The organism is Streptomyces cyaneus (assembly GCF_004028635.1).
Lineage (GTDB): Bacteria > Actinomycetota > Actinomycetes > Streptomycetales > Streptomycetaceae > Streptomyces > Streptomyces cyaneus.
The window spans coordinates 368,714-386,996 of sequence record NZ_RQJW01000008.1; the positions used below are offsets into that span (position 1 = coordinate 368,714).

13 protein-coding genes and 1 tRNA gene are annotated in these 18,283 nt (G+C 69.2%); 9 read left to right on the forward strand and 5 right to left on the reverse strand.

Translation table 11 applies throughout. The annotated features are described in order from the left end of the window. The first annotated feature begins 173 nt into the window (after positions 1-173). The 5 genes from EHO50_RS29940 (at position 174) to EHO50_RS29960 (ending at position 5,633) form a co-directional block, all read left to right on the forward strand. Positions 174-866 carry an EboA domain-containing protein gene (locus EHO50_RS29940; protein WP_128434326.1) on the forward strand — a complete coding sequence of 231 codons (693 nt, stop codon included), beginning with the start codon at positions 174-176 and terminating at the stop codon, positions 864-866. Further along, the gene (locus EHO50_RS29945) at positions 866-1,846 is read left to right on the forward strand and encodes a TatD family hydrolase (RefSeq protein ID WP_128434327.1); all 981 of its coding nucleotides are present in this window, start codon (positions 866-868) and stop codon (positions 1,844-1,846) included. Before EHO50_RS29940 ends, EHO50_RS29945 begins: the two co-directional genes overlap by 1 nt. Positions 1,847-1,849: 3 nt before the next feature. After that, the gene (gene eboE, locus EHO50_RS29950; RefSeq protein WP_128434328.1) at positions 1,850-3,019 is read left to right on the forward strand and encodes a metabolite traffic protein EboE; all 1,170 of its coding nucleotides are present in this window, start codon (positions 1,850-1,852) and stop codon (positions 3,017-3,019) included. Continuing rightward, complete coding sequence (locus tag EHO50_RS29955) at positions 3,016-4,476, forward strand: alkaline phosphatase family protein (protein WP_246101555.1); 1,461 nt, start codon at positions 3,016-3,018, stop codon at positions 4,474-4,476. Before eboE ends, EHO50_RS29955 begins: the two co-directional genes overlap by 4 nt. A gap of 116 nt (positions 4,477-4,592) precedes the next feature. Next, positions 4,593-5,633 carry a sugar phosphate isomerase/epimerase family protein gene (locus EHO50_RS29960; RefSeq protein WP_128434329.1) on the forward strand — a complete coding sequence of 347 codons (1,041 nt, stop codon included), beginning with the start codon at positions 4,593-4,595 and terminating at the stop codon, positions 5,631-5,633. Positions 5,634-5,697: 64 nt separating this feature from the next. On the opposite strand, the gene EHO50_RS29965 is transcribed toward EHO50_RS29960, so the two are convergent. The 5 genes from EHO50_RS29965 to EHO50_RS29990 all read right to left on the reverse strand — a co-directional run bounded on the left by EHO50_RS29965 (position 5,698) and on the right by EHO50_RS29990 (position 13,736). After that, the gene (locus tag EHO50_RS29965; RefSeq protein ID WP_128434330.1) at positions 5,698-7,086 is read right to left on the reverse strand and encodes an OFA family MFS transporter; all 1,389 of its coding nucleotides are present in this window, start codon (positions 7,084-7,086) and stop codon (positions 5,698-5,700) included. Position 7,087: 1 nt separating this feature from the next. Beyond that, the gene (locus EHO50_RS29970; RefSeq protein WP_164904978.1) at positions 7,088-8,473 is read right to left on the reverse strand and encodes an OFA family MFS transporter; all 1,386 of its coding nucleotides are present in this window, start codon (positions 8,471-8,473) and stop codon (positions 7,088-7,090) included. A gap of 189 nt (positions 8,474-8,662) precedes the next feature. Next, entirely contained in the window at positions 8,663-10,807 is a 2,145-nt protein-coding gene (locus EHO50_RS29980; RefSeq protein WP_128434435.1) for an acetate--CoA ligase family protein, read from the reverse strand. 4 nt (positions 10,808-10,811) lie between these two features. Continuing rightward, entirely contained in the window at positions 10,812-12,044 is a 1,233-nt protein-coding gene (gene frc, locus EHO50_RS29985) for a formyl-CoA transferase (protein ID WP_128434331.1), read from the reverse strand. Positions 12,045-12,053: 9 nt separating this feature from the next. Beyond that, a complete protein-coding gene (locus tag EHO50_RS29990; protein WP_128434332.1) occupies positions 12,054-13,736 on the reverse strand; it encodes a thiamine pyrophosphate-binding protein in 1,683 nt (560 codons plus the stop codon). Positions 13,737-13,881: 145 nt separating this feature from the next. Here EHO50_RS29990 and sucC point away from each other — a divergent pair, with 145 nt between their 5' ends. The 4 genes from sucC to EHO50_RS30010 all read left to right on the forward strand — a co-directional run bounded on the left by sucC (position 13,882) and on the right by EHO50_RS30010 (position 17,934). Continuing rightward, positions 13,882-15,015: an ADP-forming succinate--CoA ligase subunit beta gene (gene sucC, locus EHO50_RS29995; protein WP_128434333.1), complete on the forward strand. Its 1,134-nt coding sequence runs from the start codon at positions 13,882-13,884 to the stop codon at positions 15,013-15,015. A 14-nt stretch (positions 15,016-15,029) separates the two neighbouring features. Beyond that, on the forward strand, positions 15,030-15,947 hold the full coding sequence (sucD, locus tag EHO50_RS30000; RefSeq protein WP_128434334.1) for a succinate--CoA ligase subunit alpha: 918 nt from the start codon (positions 15,030-15,032) through the stop codon (positions 15,945-15,947). 110 nt (positions 15,948-16,057) lie between these two features. Continuing rightward, complete coding sequence (locus tag EHO50_RS30005; protein ID WP_128434335.1) at positions 16,058-17,599, forward strand: aldehyde dehydrogenase family protein; 1,542 nt, start codon at positions 16,058-16,060, stop codon at positions 17,597-17,599. Between the two features lie 250 nt (positions 17,600-17,849). After that, positions 17,850-17,934, forward strand: a tRNA-Leu gene (locus EHO50_RS30010). Positions 17,935-18,283 lie beyond the last annotated feature (349 nt).

Consider the following 18,283-nt stretch of genomic DNA (forward strand, 5'->3'; position numbering starts at 1 on the left):
GTCTGGCAGGCACTGAGGCTCGGCCGGGCACCGGGGGCGCCGGGGGCGAGGCGGGCGCGGAGGGTGGGACAGGTGCCGAGCGCGGGGCAGGCACTGAGGCTCCGACAGGCGCCGGGGGTCTGTCAGCCACGGAGGCCCGGCCAAGCGCCGAGGGCCGGCCACATGCCCAGAGCTTGCCGGACACCCCGGGCACAGCCCTCGCCCTCACCCCGCCCGCCGAACTGCGCAGCCACCTCACCGCCCGCCTCGATACCGCCGCCCGGGCGTGGCTCCACCGGGCCCTCGACGAGGCCGCCGCCCATCCCGGCACCCACGGGCCCATCTCCGTCTGGGAGTTGCGCATCGCCGAGGCCGGACGCCGCTGTGGTTCCGAGTACGCCGACGCCGCCCGCGTCCTCATCCTGCACGCGGCCCGCGCCGATGCGGACGCCGTCACCCGGGTCTACTTCCAGGGCACCGCCGCTGAACGCCGCGCCGTCCTGCACGCACTGCCCCACCTCGTGCCCGGCCCACAGGCCCTCCCGCTCATCGAGGACGCCCTGCGCACCAACGACACCCGGCTCCTCGCCGCCGCCGTCGGCCCGTACGCCGCCCGTCACCTCGACACTCACCAGTGGCGCCACGCCGTCTTGAAGTGCCTGTTCACCGGTGTGCCCGTCGGCGCGGTCGCCGACCTGAACCGCCGCGCCCACCGTGACGCCGAACTCGCCCGCATGCTCGGTGACTACGCCGCCGAACGCACCGCCGCCGGCCGCCCCGTGCCCGAAGACCTGCACCGCGTCCTGACCCTCACCGACCCCACGGCCACCCCACCCGCGCCCACCGCCGAGTGCGGCACCCGCGGCACCGACGGCAAGGAGTCCTGATGCGCCTCTTCGACCCCCACATCCACATGACGTCACGCACCACCGACGACTACGAGGCCATGCACGCCGCCGGCGTCCGCGCTGTCGTCGAGCCCTCCTTCTGGCTCGGCCAGCCCCGCACCTCTCCCGCCTCCTTCCTCGACTACTTCGACTCCCTCCTGGGCTGGGAGCCCTTCCGCGCCGCCCAGTACGGCATCGCCCACCACTGCACCCTGGCCCTCAACCCCAAGGAGGCCAACGACCCGCGCTGCACCCCGGTCCTGGACGAACTGCCCCGCTATCTGGTCAAGGACCAGGTCGTCGCCGTCGGTGAGATCGGCTACGACTCCATGACCCCCGCCGAGGACACCGCGCTTGCCGCCCAGCTTCAGCTCGCCGCCGACCACGAACTGCCCGCGCTCGTCCACACCCCGCACCGCGACAAGCTGGCCGGTCTGCGCCGCACCCTCGACGTCGTCCGGGAGTCCGCCCTGCCCCCGGACCGCGTCCTGGTCGACCACCTCAACGAGACGACGGTCAAGGAAGCCAAGGACAGCGGCTGCTGGCTGGGCTTCTCCGTCTACCCCGACACCAAGATGGACGAGGAGCGGATGCTCGCGATCCTCCGCGCGTACGGGCCCGAGCAGGTGCTGGTGAACTCCGCTGCCGACTGGGGTAAGAGCGATCCCCTGAAGACCCGCAAGGTTGCCGACCTGATGCTTGCCGAAGGCTTCGGCGAGGACGACGTCGACCTGGTGCTGTGGCGCAACCCCATCGCCTTCTACGGGCTCAGCGGCCGCCTCACTCTCGATGTCGCGCCCCCGGAGGCGACCCATGAGGGCAACTCCATCCTCCGTGGCGCTCCGAAAGAGCCCGGAGGACCGGCTGGCGCACCGAGGGGGTCGGACGATCCGGTCGGCGCACCGCGCGTGTCGGACGCCCCGGCCGGCGCAGCAAGAGAGTGGGACGACCCGACCGCCGCCCCGGCCCCGGGGGCGTGAGCCATGCGCTTCCGCCACCCCGACGGCTCCACCGTCCACCTCGCCTACTGCACCAACGTCCACCCGGCCGAAACCCTCGACGGCGTCCTCGCCCAACTCCGCGACCACTGCGAACCCGTCCGCCGACGGCTCGGCCGTGACCGCCTCGGCATCGGCCTGTGGCTTGCCAAGGACGCTGCCCACGCCCTCGTCTCGGACCCGTCCGCCCTGCGCGGCCTGCGCACCGAACTCGACCGGCGCGGCCTCGAGGTCGTCACCCTCAACGGCTTCCCGTATGAGGGCTTCGGTGCCGAAGAGGTCAAGTACCGCGTCTACAAGCCGGACTGGGCCGATCCCGAACGCCTCGACCACACCACCTCCCTGGCCCGCGTCCTCGCCGGTCTCCTCCCCGACGACGTCATCCAGGGCAGCGTCTCCACCCTGCCCCTCGCCTGGCGCACCCACTACGACGACGGCCGCGCAGAAACCGCCCGCACCGCCCTGGTCACCCTTGCCGAACGCCTCGACGCCTTGCAGGAGTTGACCGGCCGCGACATCCGCGTCGGCCTCGAACCCGAACCCGGCTGCATCGTCGAAACCACCGCCGACGCCATCGCACCGCTCTCCGCAGTCGGGCACGACCGCATCGGCATCTGCGTCGACACCTGTCACCTCGCCACCTCCTTCGAAGATCCGCACACTGCCCTGGACGCCCTCGCCGAAGCCCGCGTCCCCGTCGTCAAATCGCAGCTCTCAGCTGCCCTGCACGCCGAACACCCCCATCTCCCCGAGGTCCGTGAGGCCCTCGCCGCCTTCGACGAACCCCGCTTCCTGCACCAGACCCGCACCGCCACCGCCGCCGGCCTGCGCGGCACCGACGACCTCGGTGAGGCCCTCAAGGGCGAGGCCCTGCCCGACGCCTCTCCGTGGCGCGCTCACTTCCACGTCCCACTTCACGCGGCCCCCGCCGCGCCCCTCACCTCCACACTCCCCGTCCTCAAGGCCGCACTCACCCAGCTCGTCGGCGGCCCACACCCGCTCACCCGCCATCTCGAGGTCGAGACCTACACCTGGCAGGCCCTCCCGGCCGAACTGCGACCCCGCGCCCGCAGTCAGCTCGCCGACGGCATCGCCGCCGAACTCACCCTCGCCCGAGACCTTTTGACGGACCTCGGCCTGAAGGAGCTGCCATGACCGAGCAACCCGACTCGGCAGCCCAGACCACCTCGCCGCGTGGCCGCCCAGCCCCCCGACCGGACGCCGCCACTGTCAGGCGCCGTCCCACCCCTCTCCTCGTCCTGGACGTCGTCGGCCTCACCCCCCGTCTCCTCGACCACATGCCCCACCTCAAGAGACTCGCCCAGTCCGGCTCCCGCGCGCCGCTCGGGACGGTCCTGCCCGCTGTCACCTGCGCCGCCCAGTCCACCTTCCTCACCGGCACCCACCCGTCGGAGCACGGCATCGTCGGCAACGGCTGGTACTTCCGCGACCTCGGCGACGTACTCCTGTGGCGCCAGCACAACGGCCTGGTCGCCGGCGACAAACTCTGGGACGCCGCCCGCCGCGCGTACCCCGGCTACACCGTCGCCAATATCTGCTGGTGGTACGCCATGGGCGCCGACACCGACATCACCGTCACCCCCCGTCCGATCTACTACTCCGACGGCCGCAAGGAACCCGACTGCTACACCCGGCCGCCCGCCCTGCACGACGAACTCACCGAGAAGCTGGGCACTTTCCCGCTGTTCCACTTCTGGGGCCCCGGCGCGAACCTCGTCTCCAGCCGCTGGATCATCGACGCGACCCGCCACATCATCCGCACCCGCCACCCCGACCTGACCCTCTGCTACCTCCCTCACCTCGACTACGACCTACAACGCTTCGGCCCCGACGACCCCCGATCCCTGAAAGCAGCCGCCGACCTGGACATGGCCATGGCCCCGCTGCTGGACGACGCACGCACCGAGGGCCGTACCGTCGTCGGGCTGTCCGAGTACGGCATCACCCGCGTGAACCGGCCCGTCGACATCAACCGGGCCCTGCGGCGGGCAGGCCTGCTGGAGGTGCACACCCAGGACGGCATGGAGTACCTCGACCCGATGGCGTCACGTGCCTTCGCTGTCGCCGACCACCAGATCGCCCACGTCTATGTGCGCCGACCGGAGGACCTCGACGCGGTCCGGGCCGCACTGGACGGTCTGCCCGGCATCGAGCAACTCCTGGACGACGAGGGCAAGAAGGCCCACCGTCTCGACCATCCGCGCTCCGGCGAGCTCGTCGCCGTCGCGCAGCCCGATGCCTGGTTCACGTACTACTACTGGCTCGACGACCTCCGCGCTCCCGACTTCGCGCGACTCGTCGAGATCCACCGCAAACCCGGCTACGACCCGGTCGAACTCTTCATGGATCCCCTCGACCCCTACGTCAAGGTCAAGGCGGCGACCGCGCTCGCCCGCAAGAAGCTGGGCATGCGCTACCGCATGGCGGTCGTGCCCCTGGATCCGTCCCCTATTCGCGGCAGCCACGGCCGCCTTCCCGCGAGCGACGACGACGGTCCGCTCCTCATCTGCTCCACCCCCCGCGCTGTCGGCGACCGCGTCGCGGCCACCGATGTGAAGTCACTCCTGCTCCAACTCGCCGGTCTCGGCTGACCGGTCACGACCGGCGCACATCAACTCGCCGGCCCCACCGACCCGTCTCTTTTCGACTGGTCACAAGTGAAGCACTCACCACTGACAACGGCCTTCGATCACAGGGAGTTCCAGGCATGAGCCGCTTTTCCCAGACGGATCCCGAACTCACCCACCGCCTCACCAGACGAGGCATGCTCGGCGTGGCCGCCGGTGCCACCGCCGCCGCGCTGCTCGGCGCCGCCGCGGCCCCCGTGTCGGCCGCCACCCCGGCCGGGACCACGGCCGCCGGCCGCGGCCGCCCCGTCCTCCCGCCCGGCCGGCTCGGCATCCAGCTCTACAGTCTGCGCGACAAGGTCTCCACGCTCGGCTTCGCCCCCGTCTTCGCCGAGTTGGAGAAGTACGGCTACGACGAGGTGGAATTCGCCGGATACACCCAGGGGTCGGCCGGCCCGATCACGCTCGCCCAGCTCAAGCGGCTGGCCAGGAACCACGGCCTGAACCCGATCGGCAGCCACGTCGGCTACTACTCCAACGACCCGGGCGCCTACACCTTCGCCCAGAACCTCACCAAGGTGCTCGACGACGCCCAGGCCCTCGGCCTGAAGCACATAGGCACCGCCTCCGGGCCGTTCCGCTACGGCTCCACCGTCGATGCCTGGAAGCGCGCCGCCGAGGAGTTCAACACCTACGGCGCGGCGGCGAAGGCGCGCGGCATGAAGTTCTACCAGCACAACCACTCCGAGGAGTTCTCCTTCGCCACCGACAACCCCAAGGTTCGTCTCTACGATGTGCTGCTCGCCGAGACCGACCCCGACCTCGTCTTCCTGGAGATGGACATTTTCTGGGCGTACTCGGGCCAGTTCCGTTTCTCGAAGCGGCCCGACGGATCGGCCGCCCCCTTCGAGCCGCTGGACTACGTGCTGAAGCAGCCCCACCGCTACCCGCTCTTCCACGTCAAGGACGGCGTGAACGACTCGGCCAACCAGTACGGCTACCGCATGGTCGACGTCGGCGACGGTGATATCGACTACCAGCGGTTCATCTCCGCCGTAACCAGGCTGCGTGGCCAGCGATTCGCCCATCACTGGCAGGCGGAGCACGACAACCCGACGGAGTCCTTCACCTTTGCACGGCGTTCGAGTGAGCATCTGCACTCGCTGCGCGAGAAGTGCTGACGGCCGTACCGACGTGAGGAGGCCCTCCCCGAGACGGGGAGGGCCTCCTCAGGTTCGCGAGTCGTCAGCCCGCGACATGCGGCGGCGGCGTCCGACCCGGCTGCCGCAGCAGCAACGCGATCGCCGCTGCCACCAGCGACACGCCCCCGGCCAGCGCGTACGCGCCGTCGTAGCCCCAGGCCGCGACCACCATGGAGCCCAGGCCGCCGCCGAACAGGCCACTGATCAGTTTGCCGCTGTAGACGAGGCCGTAGTTGGTGGCGTTGTAGTTCTCCCCGAAGTAGTCCGGGGTGAGCGCCGCGAAGAGCGGGTAGAACGCGCCGCCGCCGAAGCCGGAGAGGAACGCGAAGGACAAAAACAGCCATTCGCTCTTCAGGTCTCCGGCCCAGATCACGCCGAACTGGGCGAGACCCAGCACGACGATCACGAACACCAGGGTGGACTTGCGGCCCCAACGGTCGGAGAGCCAGCCCACGACTCCGCGGCCGATGCCGTTGATGACCGCCATCACACCCATCGACGACGCCGCGACCAGTGGGCCGAAGCCCACCTCCTTGGCGTAGTCGACCTGGAAGGAGATACCGAAGATCGACACACCGGCGGTCAGTACGACGGACAGCCACATCAGCGGCAGCATGCCCGTCCGGATGGCCTCCCGGGGCGTGTACTGCTTCACCGCCGGAGGGTTCTTGGCCAGGCTCGTCGCGTTCTTCTGGCTGCCTGTGTACGTCAGCGGATCGACGTCCGAGGGCCACCAGTTCTTCGGGGGGTCCTTGAAGAAGAACGCGCATCCCAGAACGACGATCATGATGTAGCAGCCGATCAGGTCCAGCACCCGGTGATAGTTCGCGGTGTCGAACCCGTAGTTGAAGATGAAGATGAACGGCAGTGATCCGTACGCGAACCCGCCGTTGACGAACCCGGTCCGCGCGCCGCGCCGCTCGGGGAACCACTTGCCGACCATGTTGATGCAGGTCGCGTAGACCAGTCCGGCGCCGATGCCGCCGATGACGCCGAAGCCGACGATGGCGAGCCAGACGTTACCCAGGTGCGACAGGGCGAGGAAGCCCAGCAAGCACAGGCCCGAGCCTGCGTACATCGCCGTGCGGGCTGTCAGGATGCCTTTCTCCCGTAGCCAGCCCGCCGGGAAGGCGATGCCGGCCTGGAAGAACACCCAGACGCTGAGGATCCAGAAGGTGTTGCTCTGCGTCCAGCCGTGCGCGTGGGACAGGGTGTCCTCCGCGGAGCCGTACGCGTATTCGAAGACGCTGATGGCCATCATGGCGATCCACGGCAGATACACCATGAGCTTGCGGGAGTGGCCGAGGATGTCGCGGTCGGTCTCGCCGATGCGGTAGACGCGGCCTCGCGCGTCGGTCACTTCGCGGTAGGGACGGTGTGCGGCGTCGGAGTGTGTGGACGAGCTGCTTGCAGCGTACGGATCTGCCGTCATGTCAGGCCATGTCCTCGCCGAGCGGTTGTGGGTTGGGAGCGATGCGCGTTTCCTTGTCACGTCCCGGCGGGCTGAGGAACAGTGCCACGCAGCCGGCGAAGAGCGAGATGGAGCCGGCCAGGATGAAGGCACCGGAGTGCCCCCAGGCACTGACGACCACGGCGCCCATGCCCGCGCCCAGACCTGAGACGAGCTTGGCGCTGTAGACCATGCCGTAGTTGGACGCGTTGTTGTTCTCGCCGAAGTAGTCGGCGGTGAGCGCCGCGAACATCGGGAAGATGGCGCCGCCGCCGAAGCCGGAGATCGCGGAGAAGATCAGGAAGAGGGTCAGGTTCTTGCTGTCCGCCGACCAGAGGATGCCGAACTGGGCGAGGCCCAGGATGACGCACACGGCGAGCAGGCACCGCTTGCGGCCGTAGAGGTCGGAGAGCCAGCCGATGACGCCACGGCCGGTACCGTTGACGATCGCCTTGAGGGACATGGCCGTGGCCACGATCCCGCCCGCGAATCCGGCCTCCTCGCCGATGTCCACCTGGAACGCGATACCGAAGATGTTCACCCCGGACGTGCACGCCAGACAGAACCACATCAGGGCCACCCGACCGGTGTTCCACGCCTCCTTGGGGGAGTACTGGCGGACCGCCGGCGGGTTCATCCGCAGCGAGCGCGCCGCGCGCGGGTCGTTCGGCGGATTGAGCGGGTCGATCGAGGCGGGCCACCAGTTCTTCGGCGGGTCCTTGAAGAAGTATCCGGAGAACGCGACGATTCCGGCCAGGAACACACCCACCGAGACCAGCACCCAGCGGAAGTTGGTCAGGTCCATGTAGCCGTTGAAGAGGAAGACGAAGGGCACCGAACCGTAGGCGAAACCGCCGTTGACGAAGCCGGTCTTGCCGCCCTTGCGCTCCGGATACCACTTGCCCACCATGTTGACGCAAGTGGCGTACACCATGCCGGCGCCCATGCCGCTGAACATGCTGAAGCCGATATAGGCGAAGACGACATGCGGCGCGAAGGCCAGCGACAGATAGCCGAGCAATGTGCCCGCGGCGCCGCACATCATCGCCCACCGGGCCGGCAGCCTTCCGCTCTCACGCAGCTTGCCCGCGGGGAAGGCCACCGCGGCCTGGAAGAAGACCCACACGGTCATCATCCAGAAGATGTGCATGCTGTTCCAGTGATGCGCCGTGTGCAGGGTGTCCTCGGCGGACGCGAACGCGTACTCGGCGGACGAGATGCCCATCATGCCGATCCAGGGCAGGATCACCATCCACTTGCGTTTGCGACCCATGATGTCGATGTCGGACTCGCCGACCCGATAGACGCGTCCGTTCTTGTCGGTCACCTCGCGATAGGCGACGACCCGTGGAACGTCGGTTGTTGTCACGTTAGTTGCACCCCTTGCGTCGAAAGTTCTGGCCAGCGCCCCCTGTCCAATGCCTTTCGTGTGCGCACGGGTCCCGGGGTGGGGCCCCGCCCCCCCCCCGGCCCCCCCCCCCCCCCCCCCCCCCAAACCCACCCCCCCCCCCCCCCCCCCCCCCCCCGCCCCGGCGCCCGACCCCGCGCTCGACTCACCTCATGAACCGCCCCCCAACATCCCCGCCGCCCGGGCCCAGCGGTACTTCGCGCCGAGCACGGCCACCGGCTTCTCGGTGGTGTACGGGTATGCCACGACCCCCCGCTCGTACAGGTACTGGCAGGCCTCCTCGACCTCGACGTCGCCCGCGAGCGATGCGACGACGGGCTTCTCTATGCCGCGCTCCCGGAATTCGGCCACCACGCGCGCGGTGAGCTCCGCGAAGACCATCGGTGGAGTGACGATCGTGTGCCAGTAGCCCAGCACGAGCGCGTGGATGCGCGGATCCTCCAGACCGAGCCGGATCGTCGCCTCGTACGTCGACGGCGGCTCGCCCCCCGTGATGTCCACCGGGTTGCCCGCGGCCCCGAAGGGCGGGATGAACTTCCGGAACGCCTCATCCAGGTCCGGCGGGATCTCCATCAGGGACAGCCCATTGTCGGTCACGGCGTCCGACAGCAGTACGCCGCTGCCGCCGGCACCCGTGATGATCACGACGTTGTCGCCCTTGGGGGTGGGTAGCACCGGCAACGCGCGCGCGTACTCCAGCATTTCGTTCAGCCCGGGCGCCCGGATGACGCCGGCCTGCTTCAGGATGTCGTCGTACACGGCGTCGTCGCCGGCCAGAGCGCCGGTGTGCGAGCCGGCAGCCTTCGCGCCCGCCGCCGTACGCCCAGCCTTGAGGACCACGACCGGCTTCTTCGGTACGGTCGCCCGCGCGGCCTCGACGAAGGCGCGCCCGTCCTTGAGGTCCTCCAGGTGCATCGCGATGCACTCGGTGTGCGGATCCTCGCCGAACCAGGTCAGCAGGTCGTCCTCGTCCAGGTCCGACTTGTTGCCGAGGCCCACGATCGCCGACACGCCCGTCTTCGTGGTCCGCGCGAAGCCCAGGATGGCCATGCCGATGCCACCGGACTGCGAGGTCAGCGCCACCCCGCCCTTGACGTCGTACGGCGTGCAGAACGTGGCACACAGGTCCTGCCACGTCGAGTAGTAGCCGTAGATGTTCGGTCCGAGGAGGCGTATGCCGTGCCGCTCGGCGATCTCCACGATCTCCGCCTGGAGTTCGTGCTCACCGGTCTCCGCGAACCCGGAGGGGATCAGCACGGCGTTGGGGATCTTCTTACGTCCCACCTCCTCCAGGGCCGAGGCCACGAACTTGGCGGGGATAGCGAAGACCGCCACATCCACCTCACCGGGAACGTCCGTGACACTCTTGTACGCCTTGCGGCCCAGAATGTCATCGGCCTTGGGGTTCACCGGATGGATCTCTCCGGCGAAGCCGCCGTCGATGAGGTTGCGCATCACCGAATTGCCGATCTTGCCCTGCTCGTTGGAGGCCCCGACGACGGCGACCGACGCCGGCTGCATCAGGCGGCGCATGGAGGTGAGGATCTCCTCGCGCGAGTAGCGGCGACGTGGCTTCGCGGGCGCCTCGGAGAGGATCACGCGGATGTCGGCAGCGACCGCGCCCTCCGCCGTGGCGATCACCGGGTTGAGGTCCACCTCGGCGATCTCCGGGAAGTCCGCGACCAGCTGCGAGACCCGCCGGATCTGCTCGGCGACCGCCCACCGGTCCACGGCTGCCTGGCCGCGTACCCCGCGCAGGATCTCCGCCGCCCGGATCGAGTCCAGCATGGACAGCGCCTCGTCGGCGGTCACGGGAGCGAGCCGGAAGGTGACGTCCTTGAGGACCTCGACGAGCACTCCGCCGAGCCCGAAGGCGACGACCTTTCCGAACGTCGGGTCGGTGACCGCGCCGACGATGACCTCCTGCCCCTTCGGGAGCAGTTCCTGGACCTGCACGCCCTCGATACGGGCATCCGCGTTGTACGCGCGCGCGTTGTCGATGATTTTGTGGAACGCGGCCCGTACGTCCGTGGCGCCCTCGACGCCTACGATCACTCCGCCGGCGTCGGTCTTGTGGAGGATGTCGGGCGAGACGATCTTCATGACGACCGGTCCGCCGAAGCGTGCCGCATACGCCACCGCCTCGTCGACGTCGGTCGCGAGCTCCTCGCCCGGTACGGCGATCCCGTACGCGTCGGCGACCACCTTGCCCTCGGGCGCGGTCAGCGCCGTGCGTCCCCCCGCCCGCACGGAGTCGAGGAGCGTCCGCACCCTCAGGACGCGGTCTTCGGCCATCACGTCAGATCACTCCGTTCGACTTGAGCAGGCGCAGCTCCTCGTCACCGAGGCCGAGCTCGCCGATGTAGACCTCTTCGTTGTGCTCGCCGAGCAGCGGTGAACTGGACACCTCGACGGGGGAGTCGGAGAGCTTGAGCGGGCTGCCGACGGTCACGAACTCGCCCCGCTCGGGGTGCGGCACGGTGACGACCATCTCGTTGGCGACCAGCGAGGAATCCTCGATGATCTCCTTGGTGGACAGGATCGGCCCGCACGGGATGTTGTGCGCGTTGAGCTTCTCCAGCACCTCCCACTTGGGCAGGGTCGAGGACCACTCCTCGATCAGCTGGAACATCTTGTTGAGCTTGGGCAGCCGAGCCTCCGGCGTCGCCCACTCGGGGTCGTCGGCGAGTTCGGGCCGGCCGATGAGCTCGCTGATCGGCTGCCAGCCGACGGGCTGCACGATGACGTACACATAGTCGTTCGGGCCGCCCGGCGCGCACTTGACCGCCCAGCCGGGCTGACCGCCGCCGGACGCGTTTCCCGAGCGGGGAACTTCCGTGCCGAAGTCCTCGTTCGGATATTCAGCAAGCGGCCCGTGTGCCAGGCGCTGCTGGTCCCTCAGCTTCACCCGGCACAGGTTGAGTACAGCGTGCTGCATGGCCACGTTGACCCGCTGCCCACGCCCGGTGTTCTCGCGCTGGAACAGTGCCGCGAGAATCCCCGCCACGGCGTGCACTCCGGTCCCCGAGTCCCCGATCTGGGCTCCGGTCGCCATCGGTGGCCCGTCCTCGAAACCGGTGGTCGACATCGACCCGCCCATGGCCTGCGCGACGACTTCGTACGCCTTGAAGTTGGTGTACGGGCCCTCGCCGAACCCCTTGATGGAGGCATAGACGATACGTGGATTGATCTCCTGGATGCGGTCCCAGGTGAAGCCCATCCGGTCGACCGCGCCCGGTCCGAAGTTCTCGACCATGACGTCGGAACGCCGGATCAGCTCGGTGAGGATCTCCTTGCCGCGCTCGGTCTTGGTGTTGAGGGTGATGCTCCGCTTGTTGCAGTTGAGCATCGTGAAGTAGAGGGAGTCGACGTCCGGGAGGTCGCGCAACTGCTTGCGCGTGATGTCACCGGTCGGCGCCTCCAGCTTGACGACGTCCGCGCCGAGCCAGGCGAGCAGCTGGGTCGCGGAGGGACCGGACTGGACGTGGGTCATGTCCAGGACGCGGATGCCTTCGAGAGCCTTGGTCGTCACCGGGTCACCTCACTTGTACATGGTCTGGTTCATGGTTCCGGGGGCGTACGCGTCCGGGTCGACCCAGACGTTGATCAGCGACGGCTTCCCTGACTCGCGGGCGCGCCGCAGCGCGGGGCCGATGTCGCCGGGGTCGCGGACCTCCTCGCCGTAACCGCCCAGCATCTGCGCGAACTTGTCGTAGTGGACGTCGCCGAGGGTGTTGCCGACCCGCTCGCGCTCCAGGCCGTACTTCTGGGCCTGGCCGTAGCGGATCTGGTTCATGGAGGAGTTGTTGCCGACGATGCCGACGAAGGGGAGGTCGTAGCGGACGAGAGTCTCGAAGTCCCAGCCGGTGAGGGAGAACGCGCCGTCGCCGAACAGCGCGACGACCTCCTTGTCCGGTCGCGCCTGCTTGGCCGCGAGCACGAACGGCACCCCGACGCCGAGCGTGCCGAGGGGGCCCGGGTCCATCCAGTGCCCGGGCGACTTGGGCTGCACGACCTGTCCGGAGAAGGTGACGATGTCTCCGCCGTCGCCGATGTAGATCGAGTCCTCGGTGAGGAAGTCGTTGATCTCGCTGACCAGCCGGTACGGGTGGATCGGCGCGGCGTCCGACTTCAGGCTCGGCAGCCGCTTCTCCAAGGCGGTCTGCTCGGCCGCGCGCAGCTCGTCGAGCCACTCCTTGCGCTTGGACGCGCCGCCGTTGACGCGGCCGGAGGCCGCCTCGGTCACCGACTTCAGCACCAGCCCGGCGTCGCCCACGATGCCTAGGTCGATGTCGCGGTTCTTGCCGACGGTGCGGTAGTCGAGATCGATCTGCACGACGGTCGCGTCCGGTGACAGCCGCTTGCCGTAGCCCATGCGGAAGTCGAAGGGTGTGCCGACGATGACGATGACGTCGGCGTTGGAGAAGGCGTACCGGCGTGACAGCTGGAAGTGATGCGGGTCGCCGGGTGGCAGGGTGCCGCGGCCGGCGCCGTTCATATAGGCGGGGATGTTGAGGGTGCGGACGAGCTCGATGGCCGCCTCGGTGCCGCGTGTCGTCCACACCTGGCTGCCGAGCAGGATGGCCGGCTTCTCGGCGTGGACCAGCAGGTCGGCGAGCTTCTCGATGGCCTCGGGGTCGCCCGTCGAGCGGGTGGAGGCACGGTAGGCGCCCTCCTTGGGCACGCGCGCCTTGCTCACCGGCACCTTGGCGTCGAGGACGTCGCGCGGGATCTCCAGGAAGGAGGGCCCGGGTGCTCCGTGGTAGCACTCGCGAAACGCCATGGACACCATGTCCGCCGCGCGCGCCGTGTCCGGCACGGCCGCCGCGAACTTGGTGATCGGCGTCATCATGTCGACGTGCGGCAGGTCCTGCAGGGACCCCATCTTGTGCTGGGTGAGGGCGCCCTGACCGCCGATGAGCAGCATCGGGGACTCGGCGCGGAAGGCGTTCGCGACACCGGTGACGGCGTCGGTGGTGCCGGGACCCGCGGTGACGACCGCGCAACCGGGCTTGCCGGTGATACGGGCGTAACCGTCGGCGGCGTGGGCGGCGACCTGCTCGTGGCGGACGTCGACGACCTCGATGCCCTCGTCGACGCAGCCGTCGTAGATGTCGATGATGTGGCCGCCGCACAACGTGTAGATGCGGTCGACCCCCTCGGCCTTCAGCGCCTTGGCAACGAGATGACCACCGGAAATGACGTCCTGGGTGTCGTCGGGCATGGCGAAGTCCTGTCCCTTCGTAGGGGGTTGGAACGGCTCTCGCGGTACATTGCATACAGTCGACGAATACTGTATGAACCTTGTTATCCCGCATCCGGTGGGTGGTGTCCAGGGGGCGTGCGGCACTTTTGAGTCAGGAGCCGGAATGGACCTGTACGAACACCAGGCAAGGGAACTCTTCGAAGAACACGGCATCTTGGTGCCACGGGCAGAGGTGACGGACTCACCCAAGGAAGCCCGCGAGATCGCACGTCGGCTCGGCGGCCGGGTCGTGGTAAAGGCGCAGGTGAAGACCGGTGGCCGCGGCAAGGCGGGCGGTGTGAAGCTCGCCGCGGACCCCGCAGCCGCCGAGATCACGGCACGTCAGATCCTCGGCATGGACATCAAGGGCCACACGGTCGGCAAGGTGATGCTGGCCCAACCCGTGGCCATAGAGACCGAGTTCTATGTGTCCTACGTACTCGACCGCGCGGCGGGCGGCTTTCTCGCCATCGCCTCGGCCGAGGGCGGCATGGAGATAGAGGAGGTCGCCGCCGGCCGGCCCGAGGCGGTGGCCCGTATCCCTGTCGACCCGACCGAGGGCGTCACCTCCGCGAAGGCGGGCGCGATCGCCGCAGCGGCCGGACTGCCGCCGCAGACCGTCGACGTCCTCGTACGGCTCTGGGAGGTACTGGTCCGCGAGGACGCCCTCCTCGTCGAGGTGAACCCGCTGGTCCGCACCGCGCAGGGCCAGATCCTCGCCCTTGACGGCAAGGTCACCCTCGACGACAACGCCCGCTTCCGGCAGTCACGTTGGGGCGACGGCGGCGTGGAGCACGACGACGCGCTGGAGGCGGTGGCCGCCGCCAAGGGCCTCAACTACGTCAAGCTCGACGGCGAGGTCGGCATCATCGGCAACGGCGCCGGACTCGTCATGTCGACCCTCGATGTCGTCGCCGGCTGCGGTGCACGGCCCGCCAACTTCCTCGACATCGGCGGCGGGGCATCGGCCCAGATCATGGCCGACGGGCTCTCCGTCATCCTCTCCGACCCGGCCGTGAAGTCGGTCTTCGTCAACGTCTTCGGCGGGATCACCGCGTGCGACGCGGTCGCCGACGGCATCGTGCAGGCCCTGGACAGCGTCCAGTTGACCAAGCCGCTCGTCGTCCGCCTCGACGGCAACAACGCCGCCCGTGGCCGCGCCATTCTCGACGACCGTGCCCACCCCCTGGTCCAGCAGGCCACCACCATGGACGGCGCCGCGCTGCGGGCCGCCCAACTCGCCGCCGCCACAGCCTGAGGAGACACGACGACATGGCCATCTACCTCACCAAGGAGAGCAAGGTCCTCGTCCAGGGCATGACCGGCGGCGAGGGCATGAAGCACACCCGGCGCATGCTCGCCGCCGGCACGAACGTCGTGGGCGGCGTCAACCCGCGCAAGGCCGGACACACCGTCGACTTCGACGTCCCCCAGTGCCTTAAGGGCCTGGGAGGTACCCCCATCGCCGTCCCCGTCTTCGGGTCGGTCGCCGCCGGCATACGCGCGACCGGCGCCGACGTGACCGTCGTCTTCGTGCCGCCCGCCTTCGCCAAGGCAGCCGTCGTCGAGGCCGCCGACGCCGGCATCGGACTCGCCGTCGTGATCACCGAGGGCATCCCGGTCCACGACTCCGTCGCCTTCACCTCGTACGCGAAGACCAAGGGCACCCGCATCATCGGCCCCAACTGCCCCGGCCTGATCACGCCCGGCCAGTCCAACGCCGGCATCATCCCCGCCGACATCACCAAACCCGGCCGCATCGGCCTGGTCTCCAAGTCCGGCACGCTCACCTACCAACTGATGTACGAGCTCCGCGACATCGGCTTCTCGACCTGCGTCGGCATCGGCGGCGACCCGGTCGTCGGCACGAGCCACATCGACTGCCTGGCCGCTTTCCAGGACGACCCGGACACCGAACTCATCGTCCTCATCGGAGAGATCGGCGGCGACGCCGAGGAACGCGCGGCCGCCTACATCCGCGACCACGTCACCAAGCCGGTCGTCGGCTACATCGCCGGATTCACCGCGCCCGAGGGGAAGACGATGGGGCACGCGGGCGCGATCGTGTCCGGCTCGTCCGGTACGGCGGCAGCGAAGAAGGAGGCGCTGGAGGCGGTGGGGGTACGGGTCGGCAGTACACCCACCGAGACCGCCCGCCTGGTGCTGGACCGCCTGGGCGTCGGGACGTGACATCACTCATAGTCGACGTGAGGTCACTTTCAGGAGTTGCCGCACGTCTCTAGCTTCTGCCGCAGCCATGCAATACCGCCCCCGACTGTGCACCGAGAGCGGAGAACCCGATGGCAACCACCCTCACCCTCAAATCCGGCACCTCCTGGACCGACGCCTGGCAGCGCTGCCTCGCCGTCGCACCGGAGGCCTTCCGGGACGACCGAGTCCTCAACCTCTGGAACTCCACCTGGCAGGCGGACGGCCGTGCGCTGCCCGCCACCAGCCCCGTCGACGGCAGCCCGATCCCCGGCCCCCCGCGCCTGGACCGGGCCACCGCCCACCAGGCCGTACGCGCCTCGCTCGATCAGCACCGCGCATGGCGGCACATCCCTTTGGAGGAGCGCCGGGCCCGCGTCGCAGCCACCCTCGACGCCCTGACCCAGCACCGGGATCTGCTCGCGCTGCTTCTCGTCTGGGAGATCGGCAAGCCCTGGCGGCTCGCCCAGGCGGACGTCGACCGGGCCATCGACGGCGTGCGCTGGTACGTCGACGGCATCGAACCGATGCTCGCCGGGCGGGCCCCGCTGACCGGTCCGGTATCCAACATCGCGAGCTGGAACTACCCGATGAGCGTGCTCGTTCACGCAGTGTTGGTACAAGCACTGGCAGGCAACGCGGTCATCGCCAAGACCCCGACCGACGGTGGTGTCGCCTGTCTGACCCTGGCCTGTGCGCTTGCTGCCCGCGAGGGAATTCCCGTCACCCTCGTCAGCGGCAGCGGAGGCGAGCTGTCGGAGGCGCTGGTGCGGGCGCCCGAGATCGGCTGCGTCTCCTTCGTCGGCGGCCGCGACACCGGCGCCGCAGTGGCCACGGCCGTCGCCGACCTCGGCAAACGACACGTACTCGAACAGGAAGGACTGAACACCTGGGGCATCTGGAACCACACGGACTGGGACGCGCTCACGGCGGTCATCCCCAAGCTCTTCGACTACGGCAAACAACGCTGCACGGCGTACCCGCGCTTCGTCGTCCAGCGTGAGCTGTTCGACGAGTTCCTGGCGGCCTACCTCCCAGCGGTGCGCACACTGAGCGTCGGCCACCCCCTGGCGGTCGAGAAGCGGGACGACCCGTACCCGCAGCTGGACTTCGGGCCGGTGATCAACGCCGCCAAGGCGAAGGAGCTGCAGGACCAGGTCGCCGAGGCGATCGACCGCGGCGCAGTCCCACTGCACCGGGGTCGGCTGTCGGACGCCCGATTCCTGCCCGGCCAGGACACCTCGGCGTACGTCCAACCGGTCACGCTGCTGAACCCGCCGCCGTCCTCCCCGCTCCACCACGCGGAGCCGTTCGGCCCGGTCGACACGATCGTCCTGGTCGACACGGAGGCGGAGCTGCTGGCGGCGATGAACGCGTCCAACGGCGCGCTCGTCGCCACCCTGTCCACGGACGACCGGGCGACGTACGACCGCCTGGCCCCTCAGATCCGCGCGTTCAAGGTCGGCCACGGCAAACCGCGCTCCCGCGGTGATCGCGACGAGCTGTTCGGCGGCTTCGGCGCGTCCTGGCGCGGGGCGTTCGTCGGCGGCGAGCTGCTGGTGCGCGCGGTGACGCAGGGGCCGGCGGGGGAGCGGCTGCCCGGGAACTTCCCGGACTACCACCTCATGCCGTGACGTGATCCGTCGCGCCGTGACGGGACCCGGTGGCGCCCGCTTCGCAGGGGCGCCACCGGCTGATCTCACCCGTACGTGATCACAGGATCACGCGAGGTGAAGCCCTTTGATCGGCCTCGCTTCCCCGGCTCGCGTCGCCCGTCGAGCCGCCGTCCGACGGACGGATATGCAGGTGAAGGGCACTCCGAAACCTTGGTATTGTTGTCCATGTCGCCGCGGGGATGACCCCCCGCAAGGCGGCAGACACCTAGTCCGGGTGGCGGAATGGCAGACGCGCTAGCTTGAGGTGCTAGTGCCCTTTATCGGGCGTGGGGGTTCAAGTCCCCCCTCGGACACAGATCGTTTTCCAGCTCATGCGGGCCGAGGGTTACCTCGACCCGCATGAGCTGTTTTGTGGGGTGTGTCCATGCCGCGTTGCGGCGTCGGAGCGGAGCCGTCCACCAAAGGCCGAGCGCACCGGCCTTCCGATGCGCAGGCGGCCGGCGCCCACTGCAACTCGCCGCCGCCGGGGGTTCCCGGATGCCGGCCCGCCTGGCCGAGATGGCCCACCCCGCGGTGACCGACTCCGACTCCCGCCCCGAGCGACGGCTCGCTGAACTCGCCGTCCGTGAAGGGGAGATCGCCGGTCTCGTCGCCGACGGCTTCACCAGCCCGGTGAGGTGCGGCCGGGCGGGCGTTCAGCGG